The organism is Aliiroseovarius sp. S1123, assembly GCF_023015885.1.
Lineage (GTDB): Bacteria > Pseudomonadota > Alphaproteobacteria > Rhodobacterales > Rhodobacteraceae > Aliiroseovarius.
The window spans coordinates 1-20,379 of record NZ_JALKBE010000012.1 but is presented as its reverse complement, the minus strand read 5'-3'; the positions used below and the strand labels follow the sequence as shown (position 1 = coordinate 20,379).

Annotated in this window: 17 protein-coding genes and 1 tRNA gene; 17 read left to right on the top strand and 1 reads right to left on the bottom strand. The window is 57.0% G+C overall.

The features are described 5' to 3' along the window. Window positions 1-287 precede the first annotated feature (287 nt). A complete protein-coding gene (locus MWU53_RS15700) occupies window positions 288-893 on the top strand; it encodes a hypothetical protein (RefSeq protein WP_247094605.1) in 606 nt (201 codons plus the stop codon). A gap of 54 nt (window positions 894-947) precedes the next feature. Here the strand turns inward: MWU53_RS15700 and MWU53_RS15695 are convergent, their stop codons facing one another. Continuing rightward, complete coding sequence (locus MWU53_RS15695; RefSeq protein WP_247094603.1) at window positions 948-1,787, bottom strand: hypothetical protein; 840 nt, start codon at window positions 1,785-1,787, stop codon at window positions 948-950. Window positions 1,788-1,889: 102 nt separating this feature from the next. Between MWU53_RS15695 and MWU53_RS15690 the strand changes: the two genes are divergently transcribed. The 16 genes from MWU53_RS15690 to MWU53_RS15615 all read left to right on the top strand — a co-directional run. Next, window positions 1,890-1,965, top strand: a tRNA-Trp gene (locus MWU53_RS15690). Window positions 1,966-2,056: 91 nt separating this feature from the next. Next, a complete protein-coding gene (locus MWU53_RS15685; protein ID WP_247094602.1) occupies window positions 2,057-2,716 on the top strand; it encodes a DUF1007 family protein in 660 nt (219 codons plus the stop codon). Then, the gene (locus MWU53_RS15680; protein WP_247094601.1) at window positions 2,704-3,609 is read left to right on the top strand and encodes a hypothetical protein; all 906 of its coding nucleotides are present in this window, start codon (window positions 2,704-2,706) and stop codon (window positions 3,607-3,609) included. Before MWU53_RS15685 ends, MWU53_RS15680 begins: the two co-directional genes overlap by 13 nt. Before the next feature lie 69 nt (window positions 3,610-3,678). Beyond that, the gene (gene secE, locus MWU53_RS15675) at window positions 3,679-3,870 is read left to right on the top strand and encodes a preprotein translocase subunit SecE (RefSeq protein WP_133489713.1); all 192 of its coding nucleotides are present in this window, start codon (window positions 3,679-3,681) and stop codon (window positions 3,868-3,870) included. Window positions 3,871-4,025: 155 nt separating this feature from the next. Next, the gene (nusG, locus tag MWU53_RS15670) at window positions 4,026-4,559 is read left to right on the top strand and encodes a transcription termination/antitermination protein NusG (protein WP_133489712.1); all 534 of its coding nucleotides are present in this window, start codon (window positions 4,026-4,028) and stop codon (window positions 4,557-4,559) included. A gap of 105 nt (window positions 4,560-4,664) precedes the next feature. After that, on the top strand, window positions 4,665-5,090 hold the full coding sequence (gene rplK / locus MWU53_RS15665; RefSeq protein ID WP_247094599.1) for a 50S ribosomal protein L11: 426 nt from the start codon (window positions 4,665-4,667) through the stop codon (window positions 5,088-5,090). A 1-nt stretch (window position 5,091) separates the two neighbouring features. Continuing rightward, a complete protein-coding gene (gene rplA / locus MWU53_RS15660; RefSeq protein ID WP_247094598.1) occupies window positions 5,092-5,790 on the top strand; it encodes a 50S ribosomal protein L1 in 699 nt (232 codons plus the stop codon). 452 nt (window positions 5,791-6,242) lie between these two features. Further along, the gene (gene rplJ / locus MWU53_RS15655) at window positions 6,243-6,755 is read left to right on the top strand and encodes a 50S ribosomal protein L10 (RefSeq protein WP_108857578.1); all 513 of its coding nucleotides are present in this window, start codon (window positions 6,243-6,245) and stop codon (window positions 6,753-6,755) included. A gap of 69 nt (window positions 6,756-6,824) precedes the next feature. Beyond that, on the top strand, window positions 6,825-7,199 hold the full coding sequence (gene rplL, locus MWU53_RS15650; protein WP_247094597.1) for a 50S ribosomal protein L7/L12: 375 nt from the start codon (window positions 6,825-6,827) through the stop codon (window positions 7,197-7,199). Between the two features lie 244 nt (window positions 7,200-7,443). Next, on the top strand, window positions 7,444-11,580 hold the full coding sequence (rpoB, locus tag MWU53_RS15645) for a DNA-directed RNA polymerase subunit beta (protein WP_247094595.1): 4,137 nt from the start codon (window positions 7,444-7,446) through the stop codon (window positions 11,578-11,580). A 50-nt stretch (window positions 11,581-11,630) separates the two neighbouring features. Further along, window positions 11,631-15,887 (top strand): DNA-directed RNA polymerase subunit beta', encoded by a 4,257-nt coding sequence (gene rpoC, locus MWU53_RS15640; protein WP_247094593.1) that lies wholly within the window; start codon window positions 11,631-11,633, stop codon window positions 15,885-15,887. Between the two features lie 116 nt (window positions 15,888-16,003). After that, window positions 16,004-16,870, top strand: a complete 867-nt coding sequence (locus MWU53_RS15635; RefSeq protein ID WP_247094592.1) for a DMT family transporter — start codon at window positions 16,004-16,006, stop codon at window positions 16,868-16,870. Window positions 16,871-17,190: 320 nt separating this feature from the next. Continuing rightward, window positions 17,191-17,562, top strand: coding sequence for a 30S ribosomal protein S12 (rpsL, locus tag MWU53_RS15630; protein ID WP_008182915.1), 372 nt, complete (start codon window positions 17,191-17,193; stop codon window positions 17,560-17,562). 12 nt (window positions 17,563-17,574) lie between these two features. Continuing rightward, the gene (gene rpsG, locus MWU53_RS15625; protein ID WP_247094591.1) at window positions 17,575-18,045 is read left to right on the top strand and encodes a 30S ribosomal protein S7; all 471 of its coding nucleotides are present in this window, start codon (window positions 17,575-17,577) and stop codon (window positions 18,043-18,045) included. A 21-nt stretch (window positions 18,046-18,066) separates the two neighbouring features. Next, window positions 18,067-20,184: an elongation factor G gene (gene fusA, locus MWU53_RS15620; RefSeq protein WP_247094590.1), complete on the top strand. Its 2,118-nt coding sequence runs from the start codon at window positions 18,067-18,069 to the stop codon at window positions 20,182-20,184. Window positions 20,185-20,243: 59 nt separating this feature from the next. Continuing rightward, window positions 20,244-20,379, top strand: a 136-nt coding sequence (locus tag MWU53_RS15615; RefSeq protein ID WP_247094606.1) for a GTP-binding protein, incomplete at its 3' end; no start/stop codon positions are given.

Below are 20,379 nucleotides of genomic sequence, written 5' to 3'. Positions count from 1 at the left end.
GCGATCAGTGAATTGGTGATAGCGCCAAATCACCGAGCGCCAAATCCACAGAAGATAAGAAAGGGCGTCCCACGGGGCGCCCTTTTTGCGTGGGTTCTAACGGAAGGGCGACACGGACCGAGGTGGGTGTGGCCCGTGACAAGCACGGACCGGGGATCAGTTTGCGAAGATGTAGTGCTTTTTAGAAGCGTTTTTCGGCGGCCCGCTTGCTCAAACGCTGATCCCGTATATTGACCCTCAAGCGCATTTCAATTTAGACGGGTTAGGGGTTTTGAACGAGCAGGAAGATGCAGAAGCTTTTATTTGTTCTTTACTATAGCGCGACGGTGTTTTCGGGCCTCTTTTCCCTTGCTGCGGTTCTTTTCGCTGATTGGTCTGACTATCTGATCATCTCTGCCCCAATATTTGCGGCAAGCTTATTTGCGCTTCTGAGGACGCTGCCACCGAAAGCCGGGCGCAAAAAGCGAACGAAGCCCCGGACCCTGCCACGGGTCGTCGTGGATGGTTCCAATGTGATGTACTGGAAGGATAACACCCCAAGCCCAGAGCCGCTTTGCGATGTTGTTGGGCATCTGACGCAGCTTGGATATGCGCCTCGTTTCTTTTTCGATGCGAATGCCGGTTACCTTCTGCTGGGCAAATATCTGAAAGACCGAGAGTTCGAGCGGAGACTGGGCCTGCCAAGGTATTCCGTGATCGTCGTGCCCAAAGGGACGATTGCGGATGAGGCGATTTTACGAGCTGCGCGGAGTCATGATTGCCAGATCGTCACGAATGATCGCTACCGGGATTGGGCGGAGCAGTATCCAGAGGTTAAAAAGCCCGGAGTCTTGCGGCAGGGAAAGTACAGATCCGGCAAGCTTGTTCTGAAAGTTGAACCAGTTTCCGCGTAGGCGTCGACACTGGCACACCCGGCGTGGTCGGAACAGCATTGGCGGCGAACCGGTTCAAACCTTCCGTGGGATGTGCCGCGCGCGTTCTGCGTGCGGATGTTTTACCTGCGTCTCGATTAGTTCGTTCATTGGCTGTTCGACATCAAAACCCGTGGCGATCAAACGCTGTTTGGCGCGCTCAAGCAGGTCAAGGCGTTGGTCGTGCGAAAGCGGCGTCACCATTCCGATTTTCAACGCGTTGTCGTCGATCTGCCTGGTGTTCTGAAAGACCAACGTGTGCTCGGGCACGCAAGCCACCGGGGTGAAATAGTCGGCCAAAAGCTCCATCTGGATCGCGATCCAGGGCAGGCGCCAGAACAGATAGTCCTGCTGCACCACCAGCGCGCGGCCGGGGATCAGCGATGGAAAGAAGATGCGCATCATCGCGTCCATCGTCCGCGTGGATTTCGAGGCATCCATGACCAGAATCTCAATCGGGCCGTCTTCCCAGATCTGATCCTCGATCTGGCCCGGATGAAGCGAAATCCGCTCGGTCCAGGGGGTCAGTAGATCGATCGCCAGATCTAGCGTTTTGATGCCTTTGAATGGTGCGATGCCGCGCGGATATAAGAAGTTCTTTTTTGCAGCCTCATTGATGCCGAACCGGTCAAATGCATGGATCAGGCCCGTATGGCCCGCGTGCTGGTGACCCGCCGCCAGCCGGGCGGTGGATCCACCGACGTAGCAGCCCAGATCAACCACGGCCCCTTCGTCCTGCATCCATTCTGACGTGGCCCAGAAATAGAAACGCTGTTCTGCCGGGGCCAACATGGTCGGCACCTTTGACGCTTGCGCCAGCAAAGCTGGATCAAGTGCGTCCCAGGGGTGGTCTTTGAATACTGAGGGATCGGTCATTTCGAGAGCCTGTTTTTGGGGTTAGGTGAAAGATAGCACTAAAAATGTCAATGAAAGCTCTTGATAATCCCGGCGTGCTGGCATAATCGCTGTCTCGGTCCTAGGGGTATAGCTCAGTTGGTAGAGCGACGGTCTCCAAAACCGTAGGTCGCGGGTTCGAACCCTGCTGCCCCTGCCACCACCTTCACCAACATTAATGATCCAGCGATGCACCGCTTAGCGGCCCCGTGCCTGTTGTCGTGATGCATGGACCGCGCTACATCCAGTGCATGAGATCTCTGCGTTCAACCATTCTGTCCCTTCCGGTGATTGCGGCCTCGGCTTTGCCTTTGGCCAGCCATCCGCACGTCTTCATTGATGCGGGTGCGAATCTGTTGTTCGACGATGCGGGGCAATTGGCTGCGGTGCGCGTGTTCTGGGCCTATGACGAGTTCTATTCCCTGCTGTTGGTCGAAGATAACGGTCTGGATGCGGACGGGGATGGCATTCCTGAACAGGCCGCGCTGGATGCCTATGCGGGGCAGGATGTTGACTGGGCGGCGGGCTTTCCCGGTGACCTGTATCTGAAGAATGCGGGTGCCGATGTGGCGCTGTCTGGTCCGGTCGAGCACGGCATGCGCTACGAGGATGGGCGCGTGATCAGCTGGCATATCCGCCCGCTGGAAACGCGTCTGACGGTTGGGGCTGAACCGCTTCTCGTGCAGATCTATGATCCCACGTTTTTCGTCGCCTATGATGTGCGCCTGCCGGTTACTGTCCAAGGGCGCGAGGATTGCTCAGTCGCGCACGTACCCGCAGATTTGAATGCCGCCTATGACAAGGTGGAAAGCCTGCTCTATGGCCCGGACAGCGTCGAATACGCGGAAGACAGCTATCCGGAAGTGGGCGATCTGTTTGCTGATCAGTTGCTGCTGACATGCTCCGAGTAACCTCTCTCCTATCGCTCGTCATTTTGTTGATCGGCGTGGTGCTGTGGGCCACAGGTGCGCTGGAGGGCGTGTCGGTTTGGGCCGCTGATTGGCAGCGGCAAGTTCAAACCTCGATGGCGCGGGGGCTGCGTTCGCTGAGGGCAGGGGAGCCGGGTGCGCTTCTTGCCCTTCTGACCATCTGCTTCTCCTACGGGTTCTTTCACGCGGTCGGACCGGGGCACGGTAAGGTGTTGATTGGCGGCTATTCTCTGGCGTCAAAGGCGACCATGTGGCGGATGTCTTCGGTGGCGCTTCTGTCTTCGCTCGCGCAGGGGCTCAGCGCCATAGTTCTGGTATTTGCCGGAGTGCTGGTCTTGAACCTGACACGCCAGCAAATGGTCGGGCTGGCCGAGGACTGGTTCGCCGATGCGAGTTATGCGGCGATTGCGTTGATTGGGCTATACCTGTTGCTGCGCGGCGCGCGGAAGCTTTTGCGGGTGACACATGGCGAGGCACACGCGCACAACCACCACGATGGACACATCCACTGCCACGACTGCGGCCACGCCCATGCGCCGGGAATGCATGATGTGGAAGCCGCTGGGAGCTGGCGCGAGCTGGCGGCCCTGATTGCTGGGGTCGCCATTCGTCCCTGCACGGGTGCGCTATTCCTTCTGGTGCTGACATGGCAGATGGGGCTGGTCTGGCAGGGCATCCTTGGCGTCGTCGCAATGGCGATGGGAACCGCCAGTGTCACCATTGTCACGGCTTTGGCCGCGGTCGGTCTGCGTGGCGGGCTGTTGGCGGGGCTTCTTCAGGGCGGTACACTGGCCGCACGCGCCGTCCCACTGCTGGAAATCGCCGCGGGTGCGCTGGTTCTGATCGTTGCTTTGGGCCTTTTAGGCGTGGTTTGACGGTGAAGGCTTGAAAACCCCGTGCGCATTGCGTAATTGACCGCCTATCATATGAAAGGCCGAAAACAGATGACCAATCCGTTGCAATTCATCCAGCAAGTGCGCGCCGAGGTGTCCAAAGTCACCTGGCCGACCCGCCGTGAGGTTATGTTGACCACCGGTATGGTGTTCGTGCTGGCTGCACTTACGGCATTGTTCTTTTCGCTTGTGGACCTTGGCATTCGCAGCGGTCTGTCCGCCGTGCTGGGCTACTTCGGCTAACACACCGTCTTTGCCCTTGAAATGAGCGTGTTTCAGGGGTAGTTCGGGCATCACTTCGGGAAGGGCGTGTGGCGAATCAAGTTGCACGCCGATTTTTTGTTCCCGGAAACAGAATTTGAAAAGCCCCTTCGGGGCGCAGGAATGCAGAGGCTGACATGGCGAAACGGTGGTATTCGGTAAGCGTGCTGTCGAACTTCGAAAAGAAGATCGCAGAGGCAATCCGTGCTTCGGTCGAAGAAAAAGGTCTTGAGGACCAGATCGACGAAGTGCTGGTGCCGACCGAAGAGGTCATCGAAGTGCGTCGTGGCAAGAAGGTCACGACCGAGCGTCGCTTCATGCCGGGTTACGTTCTGGTCCACATGGAAATGTCGGACGAAGGCTATCACCTGATCATGTCGATCAACCGCGTCACCGGCTTCTTGGGGCCGCAGGGCCGTCCGATGCCGATGCGCGATGCCGAAGTACAAGGCATCCTGGGCCGCGTCGAAGAAGGTGCGGAAGCGCCGAAGCTGATGATCAGCTTCGAGATCGGCGAAAAAGTCGCCGTGACAGATGGCGCGTTCGAAGGCTTCGACGGTCTGGTCGAAGAAGTGGACGAAGAAGGCCAGCGCCTGAAGGTTGCTGTGTCGATCTTTGGCCGGGAAACCCCGGTCGAACTGGATTACACGCAGGTCTCGAAGCAGGGCTGACGTGTTGAGAACGCGGGAGGGGCGGTGATCGCGATCACCAATCCAGACCGCGGCAATGAGAGGCGAAGGGACGCGTCCCCGAGCTGTTGTTAAAGGAGAAGCCAAATGGCTAAGAAACTCGCTGGCACGATGAAGCTGCAGGTTCCTGCAGGTCAAGCCAACCCCAGCCCGCCCGTCGGCCCCGCACTGGGTCAACGCGGCATCAACATCATGGAATTCTGTAAGGCGTTCAACGCCAAGACGCAGGATCTGGAGCCCGGCGCGCCGTGCCCGACCGTGATCACCTATTATCAGGACAAGTCCTTCTCGATGGACATCAAGACGCCCCCCGCGTCGTACTTCCTGATCAAAGCCGCCGGTCTTAAATCGGGTGCAAACAACCCCGGTCGTGAAACCGTTGGTTCGGTGACTCCTGCTCAGGTGAAGGAAATCGCCGAAGCAAAGATGAAAGATCTGAACGCGAACGATATCGAAGCCGCGATGCAGATCATCCTGGGCTCGGCCCGCTCCATGGGCATTGAGGTGAAGTAAGATGGCAAAACTGGGTAAACGTACCGCTGCCGCTCGCGAAGCCTTCGCCGGCAAAGACAACCTGACCGTTGAAGAAGCTGTTGCGCTGGTTAAGGGCAACGCAAAGGCCAAATTCGACGAAACCATCGAAATCGCGATGGCTCTGGGTGTTGACACCCGTCACGCTGACCAGATGGTCCGTGGCGTAATCGGCCTGCCGAACGGCACCGGCAAAACCATGCGCGTTGCTGTTTTCGCTCGCGGCCCGAAAGCTGAAGAAGCTCAGGCTGCTGGTGCAGACATCGTTGGCGCCGAAGACCTGATGGAAACCATTCAGGGCGGGACCATCGAGTTTGATCGCTGCATCGCCACCCCTGACATGATGCCGATCGTTGGCCGTCTGGGTAAAGTTCTGGGTCCGCGCAACCTGATGCCGAACCCGAAAGTTGGCACCGTGACCATGGACGTCAAAGCGGCTGTTGAAGCTGCCAAGGGCGGCGAAGTTCAGTTCAAGGCTGAAAAAGGTGGCGTGGTTCACGCTGGCCTGGGCAAAGCCTCGTTCGACGACGCCAAGCTGGTTGAAAACGTGCGTGCCTTCGTGGGCGCCGTTCAGAAAGCCAAGCCCTCGGGCGCCAAAGGCACTTACATGAAGAAAATCTCGCTGAGCTCGACCATGGGTCCGGGCGTGACCGTTGACGTGGAAAACGCCACCGGCAACTGAGTTTCTTCAGTCTGACAATAGAAAAGGGCGTCCTGATCGGGCGCCCTTTTTTCGTGCGGTCTGTGTCAGAATTTTGAGATGACAGGATTCTGTGCTAAGGTCGCTTTGTTGGGTAGCCGGACTTTCTAGACCGAGCGCCCTGTTAGGGGTTGGAAAACCCCTCGAAACATTCTAAACAGACCGAGCATTCCAGCGTGCGATTCGTCGTGCGCTGTTTTGCGTTTCGTCCGAGACGGTGGGTGATGCCGGTGGGCCAAGCTGAAAAGCGACCGCGCGCAAGTGTCATAATTCCTGCCTGAGATGGGAAATGGACAAAAGAATTCTCTCGGCCGCTTGGCCTTGGGGCGATTTTGCGAAGGACCCTTATCGCGGACCCGATTGCCGGGTTTTCCTTGAAAACTCGGTAAAATATGAGCCGGAGGGGTTAAACCCTCCATACTTGGAGTGAAACTGTGGATAGAGCACAAAAAGAAAAAGTGGTCGAGGAACTCGGCCAGATCTTTGAAAGCTCTGGCGTCGTTGTGGTTGCCCACTACGCCGGTCTCACGGTTGCTGAAATGCAGGACCTGCGTTCGCAAATGCGCGAAGCTGGTGGGTCTGTACGCGTTGCCAAGAACAAGCTCGCCAAAATCGCCCTTGAAGGTAAGCCGGCCGCTTCGATTGCCGACTATCTGACGGGTATGACCGTTCTTGCTTATTCCGAAGATCCTGTGGCTGCGGCCAAGGTGATGGATGCATATGCCAAGACCAACGACAAGTTGGACATTCTTGGTGGTGCAATGGGCGAGGATGCTCTGGACAAGGCTGGTGTTAAAGCCGTTGCCGCTATGCCGTCGCGTGAAGAGCTTATCGCTTCGATCGCTGGCTGTATTGGCGCACCTGCTTCGAACATCGCTGGAGCCATTGGCGCGCCTGCTTCGAACATCGCATCGATCTTGTCTACTGTTGAAGACAAGGCTGCTTAAGCAATCTGAGACCAGCGGAGCGGAATATCACTCTACGTTGGAACACATCTAAATACGGAAAGAAGTCAAATGGCTGATCTGAAAAAACTTGCTGAAGAGATCGTGGGTCTGACCCTTCTCGAAGCACAAGAACTGAAAACCATCCTCAAAGACGAGTATGGCATCGAGCCCGCCGCTGGCGGCGCAGTTGTAATGGCAGCAGGCGGCGACGCCGGTGCAGCAGCAGCTGAAGAAAAAACCGAGTTCGACGTTGTTCTGAAGAACGCCGGCGCCTCGAAAATCAACGTGATCAAAGAAGTTCGCGGCATCACCGGTCTTGGCCTGAAAGAAGCCAAAGAGCTGGTTGAAGCTGGCGGCAAGATCAAAGAAGGCGTTGACAAAGCCGAAGCAGAAGACGTGAAAGCCAAGCTGGAAGCAGCTGGCGCAGAAGTCGAACTGGCTTAAGCTTTACGCTTTTGGGCCCTCGGTGGCCTGCAAAATCAAGGCTGGGCCCGGAGAAATCCGGGTCCAGCCGAACCTGTCTTGAAGAGGGCCTGATCGCAGACCCTGTTCTGGGAAAGGTTCAATGGATCGGGAGGGAACCCTTGGGCGGGTTTCCATGAATTGGTTCGAACCCCCGTCTCGGACGAGGTGTCGCCGGCGACCCAACGGTTGGCGCCTCAGTTGAGAAATGAAAGGTAAATACCTTATGGCGCAGACCTATCTTGGCCAGAAACGCTTGCGTAAGTATTACGGCAAAATCCGTGAAGTTCTGGAAATGCCGAACCTGATCGAGGTTCAGAAAAGCTCGTATGATCTTTTCCTGAACTCTGGCGATCAGCCCGAGCCGATGGACGGCGAAGGCATTAATGCAGTTTTCCAATCGGTATTCCCGATCAAGGATTTCAACGAAACCTCGATCCTCGAGTTCGTGAAATACGAGCTGGAAGAGCCGAAATTCGACGTTGAGGAATGCCAACAGCGCGACCTGACTTATTCGGCGCCGCTGAAAGTCACCCTGCGTCTGATCGTGTTCGATGTGGACGAAGACACCGGCGCGAAGTCGGTGAAGGACATCAAGGAACAAGACGTGTTCATGGGCGACATGCCCCTGATGACGCCGAACGGCACTTTTGTCGTGAACGGCACCGAGCGCGTGATCGTATCCCAGATGCACCGTTCGCCGGGCGTATTCTTTGACCATGACAAGGGCAAGACGCACTCGTCGGGCAAGCTTTTGTTCGCCTGCCGCATCATTCCGTACCGTGGCTCGTGGCTGGACTTCGAATTCGACGCCAAAGACATCGTCTTTGCGCGTATCGACCGTCGCCGCAAGCTGCCCGTGACCACGCTGCTTTATGCGCTGGGTCTGGACCAGGAAGGCATCTGTGACGCGTATTACGACACCGTTCAGTTCAAGCTGAAGAAGAACAAAGGTTGGGTCACCAAGTTCTTCCCCGAGCGTGTTGCGGGCACCCGTCCGACACAAGATCTGATCGACGCCAAAACCGGTGAAGTGATTGCCGAAGCTGGCAAGAAGATTACTCCGCGTGCCGTCAAGAAACTGATGGAAGCTGGCGAAGTGACCGACCTTCTGGTGCCGTTTGACAGCATCGTTGGCCGATTTGTCGCCAAGGACATCATCAACGAAGACACTGGTGCGATTTACGTCGAAGCCGGTGACGAGCTGACGCTTGAGCACGACAAAGATGGCGAGCTGATCGGCGGATCGCTGAAAGAGCTGATGGATGCGGGCATCACCGACATTCCGGTTCTGGACATCGACAACGTGAACGTGGGTCCCTACATTCGCAACACCATGGCGGCTGACAAGAACATGGGTCGCGAAACCGCGCTTATGGACATCTACCGCGTCATGCGTCCGGGCGAGCCGCCCACGGTTGAAGCTGCGTCGAACCTGTTCGAAACGCTGTTCTTCGACAGCGAGCGTTACGACCTGTCGGCCGTTGGTCGTGTGAAGATGAACATGCGTCTGAACCTGGATGCAGAAGACACCCAACGCACCCTGCGTCGCGAAGACATCGTTGCCTGTATCAAGGCACTGGTCGAACTGCGCGACGGCAAAGGCGACATCGACGATATCGACCACCTTGGCAACCGTCGTGTTCGCTCGGTCGGCGAGCTGATGGAAAACCAGTACCGCGTCGGCCTGCTGCGCATGGAGCGCGCGATCAAGGAACGTATGTCCTCGGTCGAGATCGACACCGTGATGCCGCAGGATCTGATCAACGCGAAACCGGCCGCGGCTGCTGTTCGTGAATTCTTCGGCTCGTCGCAGCTGTCGCAGTTCATGGACCAAACCAACCCGCTGTCGGAAGTCACCCACAAACGCCGCCTGTCGGCGCTTGGACCGGGTGGTCTGACTCGCGAACGTGCTGGCTTCGAGGTGCGTGACGTTCACGCCACTCACTATGGCCGTATGTGTCCGATTGAAACGCCGGAAGGGCCGAACATTGGTCTGATCAACTCGCTGGCCACCTTTGCCCGCGTGAACAAATACGGCTTTATCGAAACGCCCTATCGTAAGGTTGTGGATGGCAAGGTCACCGACGAGGTGAACTATATGTCCGCCACCGAAGAGATGCGTCACACCGTGGCTCAGGCCAACGCGCATCTGGACGAAAATGGCCGGTTTGAAAACGATCTGGTGAACACCCGTCAGTCGGGCGAATACACCATGGCACCGCGTGATAACGTTGACCTGATCGACGTGTCGCCCAAGCAGCTGGTTTCGGTCGCTGCATCGCTGATCCCGTTCCTTGAAAACGACGATGCTAACCGCGCTCTGATGGGCTCGAACATGCAACGTCAGGCTGTTCCGCTTCTGCGGGCTGAGGCTCCGTTTGTCGGCACCGGTATCGAAGGCAAGGTTGCCATCGACTCGGGCGCTGCCATCCAAGCCAAGCGCGGCGGTGTGATCGACCAAGTGGACGCAACACGTATCGTTGTACGTGCCACCGAAGACCTTGGTCTGGGTGACGCGGGCGTAGACATCTACCGTCTGCGCAAGTTCCAGCGTTCGAACCAGAACACCTGCATCAACCAGCGTCCGTTGGTGAAAGTAGGTCAGAAGGTTTCCAAAGGCGAAGTTGTTGCTGATGGTCCGTCCACCGATATGGGCGAACTGGCTCTGGGTAAGAACGTGGTCGTCGCGTTCATGCCCTGGAACGGCTACAACTACGAAGACTCGATCCTGATCTCGGAACGTATTGCGCGTGACGACGTCTTCACTTCGGTTCACATCGAAGAATTCGAAGTCGCTGCTCGTGACACCAAGCTTGGGCCGGAAGAAATCACTCGTGACATTCCGAACGTCGGTGAAGAAGCGCTGCGCAACCTCGATGAGGCTGGCGTTGTGTACATCGGTGCGGACGTCGAGCCGGGCGATATTCTGGTTGGTAAGATCACCCCGAAAGGCGAAAGCCCGATGACGCCGGAAGAAAAGCTTCTGCGCGCCATCTTCGGTGAAAAAGCTTCGGACGTACGCGATACCTCGCTGCGTGTGAAGCCGGGTGACTTCGGTACCGTTGTTGAGGTCCGTGTCTTCAACCGCCACGGCGTTGAAAAAGACGAACGTGCCCTTCAGATCGAGCGCGAAGAGGTCGAAAGCCTTGCCCGCGACCGTGATGACGAGCTGCACATTCTGGAGCGCAACATCTATGCCCGCCTGAAGGGCATGATCCTGGGCAAAACCGCTGTAAAAGGCCCGAAAGGCGTGAAAGCCGGTTCGACCATCTCGGAAGAACTGCTGGAAGGTCTGTCGCGCGGTCAGTGGTGGCAGCTGGCGCTTGAGGACGAAGACGATGCGAAAATCGTTGAAGCCCTGAACGAACAGTTCGAAGCTCAGAAACGTGCCTTGGATGCGCGCTTTGAAGACAAGGTCGAGAAAGTCCGTCGTGGCGACGATCTGCCGCCGGGTGTGATGAAGATGGTTAAAGTCTTCGTTGCCGTGAAGCGTAAGCTTCAGCCGGGCGACAAGATGGCCGGTCGTCACGGGAACAAAGGTGTTATTTCCAAGGTTGTACCAATGGAAGACATGCCGTTCCTGGCCGATGGTACTCCGGTTGACTTCTGTCTGAACCCGCTGGGCGTGCCTTCGCGTATGAACGTTGGTCAGATTCTTGAAACCCACATGGGTTGGGCCGCACGCGGTCTGGGTCTGAACATTGACGAAGCTCTGGGTGAATACCGCCGTTCCGGCGATCTGACCCCGGTTCGCGAAGCCATGCGCATCGCCTATGGCGACGATGTCTATGAAGAAGGCATCGCGGGCATGGACGAGGACGAGCTTGTGGATGCAGCTGGCAATGTGACCCGCGGTGTTCCGATCGCGACTCCGGTCTTTGACGGCGCCAAAGAGGCTGACGTAAACGACGCGCTGACGCGTGCCGGTTTCGACACCTCGGGTCAGTCGGTTCTGTTCGACGGTCGTACCGGTGAACAGTTCTCGCGCGAAGTCACTGTCGGCGTGAAGTACCTGCTGAAACTGCACCACCTTGTGGACGACAAAATCCACGCGCGTTCAACCGGTCCGTACTCGCTTGTTACTCAGCAGCCGCTGGGTGGTAAGGCGCAGTTCGGTGGTCAGCGCTTCGGTGAGATGGAAGTCTGGGCTCTGGAAGCATATGGCGCGGCCTACACGCTGCAAGAGATGCTTACCGTCAAGTCGGATGACGTTGCTGGCCGTACCAAAGTGTACGAGAGCATCGTCAAAGGCGAGGACAACTTCGAAGCCGGTGTACCGGAATCGTTCAACGTTCTTGTCAAAGAAGTCCGCGGCCTCGGCCTCAACATGGAACTCCTGGATGCGGAGGGCGAGGAGTAAGGCGCCCGCCTTACCCCTCCCACCCTTCCCCTGATTAAAGGAAACGCAAAATGAACCAGGAACTGACAACAAACCCGTTCAACCCGCTGGCCGCCCCCAAGGTGTTCGACGAGATCAAAGTCTCGCTCGCCAGCCCGGAACGGATCCTTTCGTGGTCCTATGGCGAGATCAAAAAGCCCGAGACCATCAACTATCGTACCTTCAAGCCCGAGCGTGACGGCCTGTTTTGTGCTCGTATCTTTGGCCCGGTCAAAGACTACGAATGTCTGTGCGGTAAATATAAGCGCATGAAGTATCGCGGCGTTGTCTGCGAGAAATGTGGTGTTGAAGTTACTCTTCAGAAAGTACGCCGCGAGCGTATGGGCCATATCGAGCTGGCAGCCCCTGTCGCTCACATCTGGTTCCTGAAGTCGCTGCCGTCGCGCATCGGCCTCATGCTGGATATGACCCTGCGTGATCTGGAACGCATCCTGTACTTCGAAAACTATGTTGTGATCGAACCGGGCCTGACGGACCTTCAGTATGGTCAGTTGATGACCGAAGAAGAGTTCATGGACGCGCAGGACACCTATGGCATGGACGCCTTCACCGCCAACATCGGTGCTGAAGCGATCCGCGAAATGCTGGCGGCGATTGATCTGGAAGCCGAAGCCGAGCAGCTGCGCGCTGATCTGGCCGAAGCCACTGGCGAGCTGAAACCGAAGAAGATCATCAAGCGTCTGAAGATCGTTGAATCGTTCATTGAATCGGGCAACCGTCCCGAGTGGATGATCCTGACCGTGATCCCCGTGATCCCGCCAGAGCTGCGCCCGCTGGTGCCGCTGGATGGTGGCCGTTTCGCGACTTCGGATCTGAACGATCTGTATCGCCGCGTGATCAACCGGAACAACCGTCTGAAGCGTCTGATCGAGCTGCGCGCCCCTGACATCATCGTCCGCAACGAAAAGCGGATGCTGCAGGAATCCGTGGATGCTCTGTTTGACAACGGCCGTCGTGGCCGCGTGATCACTGGCGCCAACAAGCGTCCGCTGAAATCGCTCAGCGACATGCTGAAAGGTAAGCAGGGTCGCTTCCGTCAGAACCTTTTGGGTAAGCGCGTCGACTTCTCGGGTCGTTCGGTCATTGTGACCGGCCCGGAATTGAAGCTGCACCAATGTGGTCTGCCGAAGAAGATGGCGCTCGAGCTGTTCAAGCCGTTCATCTACTCGCGTCTTGAAGCCAAAGGCCTGTCTTCCACCGTGAAGCAAGCCAAGAAACTGGTGGAAAAAGAGCGTCCCGAAGTTTGGGATATCTTGGACGAAGTGATCCGCGAACACCCCGTCATGCTGAACCGTGCACCTACGCTGCACCGTCTTGGCATTCAGGCGTTCGAACCGGTTCTGATCGAAGGTAAAGCCATCCAGCTGCACCCGCTTGTCTGTTCGGCGTTCAACGCTGACTTCGACGGTGACCAGATGGCTGTTCACGTGCCGCTGTCGCTGGAAGCCCAGCTGGAAGCACGCGTCCTGATGATGTCGACGAACAACGTTCTGTCGCCGGCCAACGGCGCACCGATCATCGTTCCGTCGCAGGATATGATCTTGGGTCTGTACTACATCTCGATGGAACGCGAAGGCATGAAGGGTGAAGGCATGGTCTTCTCCGACGTGGACGAAGTGATCCACGCTTTGGACGCTGGCGAAGTGCATCTGCACGCCAAAGTTCAGGCGCGTCTACCGCAGGTAGACGAAGAGGGTAACACCGTCATGATCCGCTTTGAAACCACGCCGGGCCGTATCCGTCTGGGCGCGCTTCTACCGCAGAACAACAAGGCGCCGTTCGCTCTGGTGAACCGTCTTCTGCGGAAGAAAGAAGTGCAGCAGGTCATCGACACCGTCTATCGTTACTGCGGTCAGAAAGAGTCGGTTATCTTCTGTGACCAGATCATGTCGATGGGCTTTAAAGAAGCGTTCAAGGCTGGCATCTCGTTCGGTAAGGACGACATGGTTATCCCGGACACAAAATGGCCGATCGTGGATGAAACCCGCGATCAGGTTAAAGGGTTCGAACAGCAGTACATGGACGGCCTGATCACTCTGGGCGAGAAGTACAACAAAGTTGTCGACGCCTGGTCGAAGTGTAACGACAAAGTCACCGACGCCATGATGGACACCATCTCGGCGAACAAGCGCGACGAAAATGGCGCCGAAATGGAACCGAACTCGGTTTACATGATGGCCCACTCTGGTGCGCGTGGCTCGGTTACGCAGATGAAACAGCTGGGCGGCATGCGCGGCCTGATGGCCAAGCCTTCGGGCGAGATTATCGAAACGCCGATTATCTCGAACTTTAAAGAAGGCCTGACCGTGCTCGAGTACTTCAACTCGACCCACGGTGCCCGTAAGGGTCTGTCGGATACCGCTCTGAAAACCGCGAACTCGGGTTACCTGACCCGTCGTCTGGTTGACGTGGCACAGGACTGCATCGTGCGCGAGCAGGATTGTGGCACCGAAAACTCGATCACGGCAGAAGCTGCTGTGAACGACGGTGAAGTTGTATCCTCGCTGGCTGAACGTATTCTGGGTCGCGTTGCGTCCGAGGACGTTCTGGTTCCGGGCACCGAAGAAGTACTGGTTGCCAAGAACGAGATCATCGACGAACGCAAGGCAGATGCCGTGGAAGAGGCTGGCATCGCTGCCATCCGCATCCGCAGCCCGCTGACCTGTGAAAGCGAAGAAGGCGTCTGCGCCAACTGCTATGGTCGTGACTTGGCCCGCGGTACCAAGGTGAACATCGGTGAAGCTGTCGGCATTATTGCCGCACAGTCGATCGGTGAACCGGGTACGCAGCTGACCATGCGTACGTTCCACATTGGTGGTGTTGCGCAGGGTGGCCAGCAGTCGTTCCAGGAAGCCAACCAGGAAGGCAAGATCGAGTACCGCAACGCGTCGGTTCTGGAAAACCGTGACGGCGAGATCGTCGTTATGGGCCGCAACATGGTTATGGCGATCATGGACGAGCACGGCGCTGAGCGTGCATCGTTCAAGATCGGTTACGGTTCGAAACTGTTTGTCAAAGACGGCGCCGATGTGGCCCGTGGCGACAAGCTGTTCGAATGGGACCCGTTCACTCTGCCGATGATTGCTGAAAAGGACGGTAAGGTTAAGTTCATCGACCTGATCAGCGGTATCTCGGTACGTGACGTAACCGATGACGCAACTGGTATGACGCAGAAGATCGTGTCGGACTGGCGTTCGGCGCCGAAAGGCAACGAGCTGAAGCCCGAAGTGATCCTGGTGGCTGAAGATGGCGAACCGGTCCGCAACGATGCGGGTAACCCGGTGACCTATACCATGTCCGTGGATGCCATTCTGTCGGTCGAAGAAGGCTCGAATGTCAAAGCTGGTGACGTTGTTGCGCGTATCCCGCGTGAAGGCGCCAAGACCAAGGACATCACTGGTGGTCTGCCGCGTGTTGCTGAACTCTTTGAAGCGCGTCGTCCGAAAGATCACGCAATCATCGCGGAAATCGATGGTTATGTGCGCTTCGGCCGCGACTATAAGAACAAGCGTCGCATCTCGATCGAGCCTGCGGATGAGTCGATGGAAACCGTGGAATACATGGTGCCCAAAGGCAAACACATCCCGGTTGCTGAAGGTGACTTTATCCAGAAGGGTGAATACCTGATGGACGGTAACCCGGCACCGCATGACATCCTGTCCATCATGGGTGTCGAAGCTCTGGCCGATTACATGATCGACGAAGTTCAGGACGTTTATCGTCTGCAGGGCGTGAAGATCAACGACAAGCACATCGAGGTGATCGTTCGCCAGATGCTGCAGAAGTGGGAGATCCTGGATTCGGGTGAAACCACGTTGCTGAAAGGCGAGCACGTCGATAAGGCCGAGTTCATGGCTGCGAACGAAAAAGCCGCCGCCGAAGGGCGTCGTCTGGCCTCGGCCGAGCCGATCCTTCTGGGGATCACCAAAGCTTCGCTGCAGACCCGTTCGTTCATCTCGGCTGCGTCGTTCCAGGAAACCACCCGCGTTCTTACCGAAGCTTCGGTTCAGGGCAAACGCGACAAGCTGGTTGGCCTGAAAGAGAACGTGATCGTGGGTCGTCTGATCCCGGCCGGTACTGGTGGGGCAACCCAGCAGGTTCGCGCCATCGCGCAGAAGCGCGACCAGAAGGTGATCGAAGAAGCCCGCGCCGAGGCCGAAGCCGCAGCTGCCTTGGCTGCTCCGGTCGAGGACGTGTTCGGCGATGCGCCCGAAGACGATCTGGGTCTGGTCGACACCCCGGAAATGGGTGGCAGCGAGCAGCCCTGATCAGGACTGACATAAGATTTGGAAAGCCCCGCATTTTGCGGGGCTTTTCTTTTGGGCTTGGCCTGATCGGCAATCGCTGTTTAGGTGATCGAACGTTTTAAGGACACGACTCCACCATGCCCTCGGATAATTTCAAAGCCGCCGCGCTGATGACCGGTTCAATGGCCGGTTATACGTTCAACGATGCCTGCATGAAGGTGTTGTCGGCGACGATGCCGCTGGAACAGGCAGTGTTCTTACGCGGGGTTGCGACCTGTGTGCTGCTCTATGTTCTGGGGCGTTATCTGGGCACGGTGCGGTTTAACCTGTCGGCGCGAGAATGGAAGCTAATCGGGTTTCGGTGTATCGGGGAAATCGGGGCGACCTATTGCTTTCTCACGGCGCTGTTTCACATGCCCATCGCCAACGTCACCGCCATCCTGCAGGTCTTACCGCTGGTGATCGCTCTGGCCGCCTGGGTCTTCCTGTCCGAGCCCTTGGGCTGGCGGAGACTTGCGGCCATTAGCGTTGGTTTCATCGGGGTGCTTCTGATCATCCAACCCGGCGCGGGGTTTTCGGTCTGGTCGCTGTATGCGCTGGCTGCGGTCGTGTTTATCACCTTCCGCGATCTGGTAGTGCGAAAGCTGTCACCCGAGACGCCCTCGATGACCGTGGCGATCATGGCGGCAATCTCGATCACCATTGGATTTGGCATCGCGTCTGTTGGGGTTGAATGGGTGCCCGTAAATGGCTGGTCCGCGTCGTTGTTGGGGATGGCCGCGTTCTTTATCTTTTTGGGGTATCTCTTCTCGGTCATGGTGATGCGGGTTGGCGACATCGCATTCGCCGCCCCGTTCCGATATACTGGGCTTATCTGGGCGCTGGTTCTTGGCCTGATGCTGTTCAGCGAATGGCCAAATGATGTGACCCTGATTGGCGCGGGGATCGTTGTCGGGACTGGCCTGTTCACTTTGTTCCGTGAACGTAGGGCCGCGCAGCGCTGATCTGACCAGACTGCCGGGACACAGGTTGTAGGCTTAGGAAAGCCTTGCAATCCAGGGGCCGCTGTTGACAGCCCCTACGACTCCGTCTATACGCGCGAGCATCCAGCTGGGTGTAACCCGGCTATCCAAGTATTGAGGGATCAAGTTCGGGCTACTTTGAAGCACCGATCCTCTGTGAACCAACCGCGACGTTTGCCTCGGAATGGAAACGCTCGCGGGTTTTCGTTTTGCGGGTTGTCACAATCCTGAAACGCGAAACAGATTTAACCGCGTGGGGTTCGCCTCGCGTAGACGAAGTTGAGAAACGGGAAAAGAGCCCTATGCCAACGATCCAACAGCTGATCCGCAAGCCGCGTCAGCCCAAAGTCAAGCGTTCCAAGTCGCAGCACCTGGAATCTTGCCCCCAGAAGCGCGGTGTATGTACCCGCGTTTACACCACGACCCCGAAAAAGCCGAACTCGGCTATGCGTAAAGTTGCGAAGGTTCGCCTGACCAACGGTTTCGAGGTTATCTCCTACATCCCCGGTGAAAGCCACAACCTTCAGGAGCACTCGGTGGTTCTGATCCGTGGCGGTCGTGTAAAAGACCTTCCGGGTGTCCGCTATCACATCCTGCGTGGTGTTCTGGATACCCAGGGCGTCAAAGACCGTAAGCAACGTCGTTCGAAATACGGCGCCAAGCGTCCGAAGTAAGGAGAGTCAGATATGTCTCGTCGTCACGCCGCTGAGAAGCGCCAGGTCCTGCCCGATGCCAAATTTGGTGATGTGGTTCTGACCAAGTTCATGAACAACCTGATGATCGATGGTAAAAAATCGGTTGCAGAAAAAATCGTTTACAACGCGCTGGATCGCGTTGAAAACAAAATCAAGCGTGCCCCCGTGGAAGTGTTCCACGAAGCACTGGATAACGTAAAGCCGTCGGTCGAAGTTCGCTCGCGCCGCGTAGGTGGTGCCACCTACCAGGTTCCGGTTGAAGTACGCCCCGAGCGTCGCGAAGCTCTGGCCATCCGCTGGCTGATCACCGCTGCACGCAAGCGCAACGAGAACACCATGGAAGAGCGTCTTGCTGGCGAACTTCTGGACGCTGTGAACTCGCGCGGTACCGCCGTTAAGAAACGCGAAGACACTCACAAAATGGCCGACGCCAACAAAGCGTTCAGCCATTACCGCTGGTAACGCCAAGGAAGGACGAACACCATGGCACGCGAATATCCGCTCGAGCTGTACCGCAACTTCGGTATTATGGCTCACATCGACGCAGGTAAAACCACCTGCTCCGAGCGTATCCTGTATTACACCGGCAAATCCCACAACATCGGTGAGGTGCACGATGGTGCAGCCACCATGGACTGGATGGAGCAGGAGCAGGAACGCGGGATCACCATCACCTCGGCTGCGACGACCACGTTCTGGGAACGCACCGAAGACGGTGAAACCGCTCAGACGCCCAAGCACCGCATGAACATCATCGACACCCCCGGCCACGTTGACTTCACCATTGAAGTTGAGCGCTCGCTGGCGGTTCTCGACGGTGCTGTTTGTGTTCTGGACGCCAACGCTGGTGTTGAACCCCAGACCGAAACCGTGTGGCGTCAGGCTGACCGCTACAAGGTTCCGCGCATGGTGTTCGTCAACAAGATGGACAAGATCGGCGCTGACTTCTTTAACTGCGTTAACATGATCGAAGACCGCACCGGCGCACGCGCCGTTCCGGTTGGCATTCCGATCGGTGCAGAAACCGAGCTGGAAGGCCTGATCGATCTGGTCAACATGGAAGAGTGGCTGTGGCAGGGTGAAGACCTTGGCGCCTCGTGGGTACGGGTTCCGATCCGTGACGACCTGCAGGACATGGCCAACGAGTGGCGCGAGAAGATGATCGAAGCCGCCGTCGAGCAAGACGACGACGCCATGGAAGCCTATCTGGAAGGCAACGAGCCCGATGCAGACACCCTGCGCGCCCTGCTGCGCAAAGGTACTCTGGCACTGGACTTCGTTCCGGTTCTGGGTGGTTCGGCTTTCAAAAACAAAGGTGTCCAGCCGCTGCTGAACGCTGTGATCGACTATCTGCCCAGCCCGCTGGACGTTGTTGATTACATGGGCTTCAAACCCGGTGACGAAGAAGAAACCCGTAACATCGCCCGCCGCGCGGACGACGATATGGCCTTCTCGGCTCTGGCGTTCAAAATCATGAACGACCCCTTCGTTGGCTCGCTGACCTTCACCCGTCTGTACTCGGGCGTTCTGAACAAAGGCGACAGCATCCTGAACTCGACCAAAGGCAAGAAAGAACGCGTTGGTCGTATGATGATGATGCACTCGAACGATCGTGAAGAGATCGAAGAAGCATTCGCAGGCGACATCATCGCGCTGGCCGGTCTGAAAGACACAACCACTGGTGACACCCTGTGTGACGCGAAAGATCCGGTTGTTCTGGAAACCATGACCTTCCCCGATCCGGTTATCGAGATCGCGGTTGAGCCGAAGACCAAAGGCGACCAAGAAAAAATGTCGCAAGGTCTGGCACGTCTGGCAGCTGAAGACCCCTCGTTCCGCGTGGAAACTGACATCGAAAGCGGTCAGACCATCATGAAGGGCATGGGCGAACTTCACCTGGACATCCTGGTGGACCGTCTTAAGCGCGAATTCAAAGTGGAAGCCAACATCGGTGCCCCGCAGGTTGCTTACCGCGAGACCATCTCGAAAGCGGTCGAGCACACCTACACCCACAAGAAACAGTCGGGTGGTTCGGGTCAGTACGCTGAAGTCAAAATGGAAATCATGCCGACTGAAGCTGGTGAAGGCTATTCGTTCGAAAGCCGCATCGTTGGTGGTGCTGTTCCGAAGGAATACATCCCGGGTGTTGAAAAAGGCATCAACTCGGTTATGGATAGCGGCCCCCTGGCTGGCTTCCCCGTGATCGACTTCAAGGTTGCCCTGCTCGACGGTAAATTCCACGATGTTGACTCGTCGGTTCTGGCCTTCGAAATTGCTGGCCGTATGTGTATGCGTGAAGGTATGCGTTTGGCTGGCGCCAAGCTGCTTGAGCCCATCATGAAAGTGGAAGTGATCACGCCCGAGGAATACACCGGTGGTATCATCGGCGATCTGACCTCGCGTCGTGGTCAGGTGTCGGGTCAAGAGCCGCGCGGCAACGCCGTGGCAATTGACGCCAACGTTCCGCTGGCAAACATGTTTGGCTACATCAACACGCTGCGCTCGATGTCTTCGGGCCGTGCGCAGTTCACGATGCAGTTCTCGCACTACGATCCGGTTCCGCAGAACATCTCGGACGAAATTCAGGCGAAATACGCCTAATCGAAATAGCCGGGCAGTGACCCATTGCTGCCCGGTCCTCAGATTAACAGGAGGCCACTATGGCTAAGGAAAAGTTTGAACGCGGTAAACCGCACGTTAACATCGGCACGATTGGTCACGTTGACCACGGCAAGACCACTCTGACGGCAGCGATCACCAAATTCTTTGGTGACTTCAAAGCATACGACGAGATCG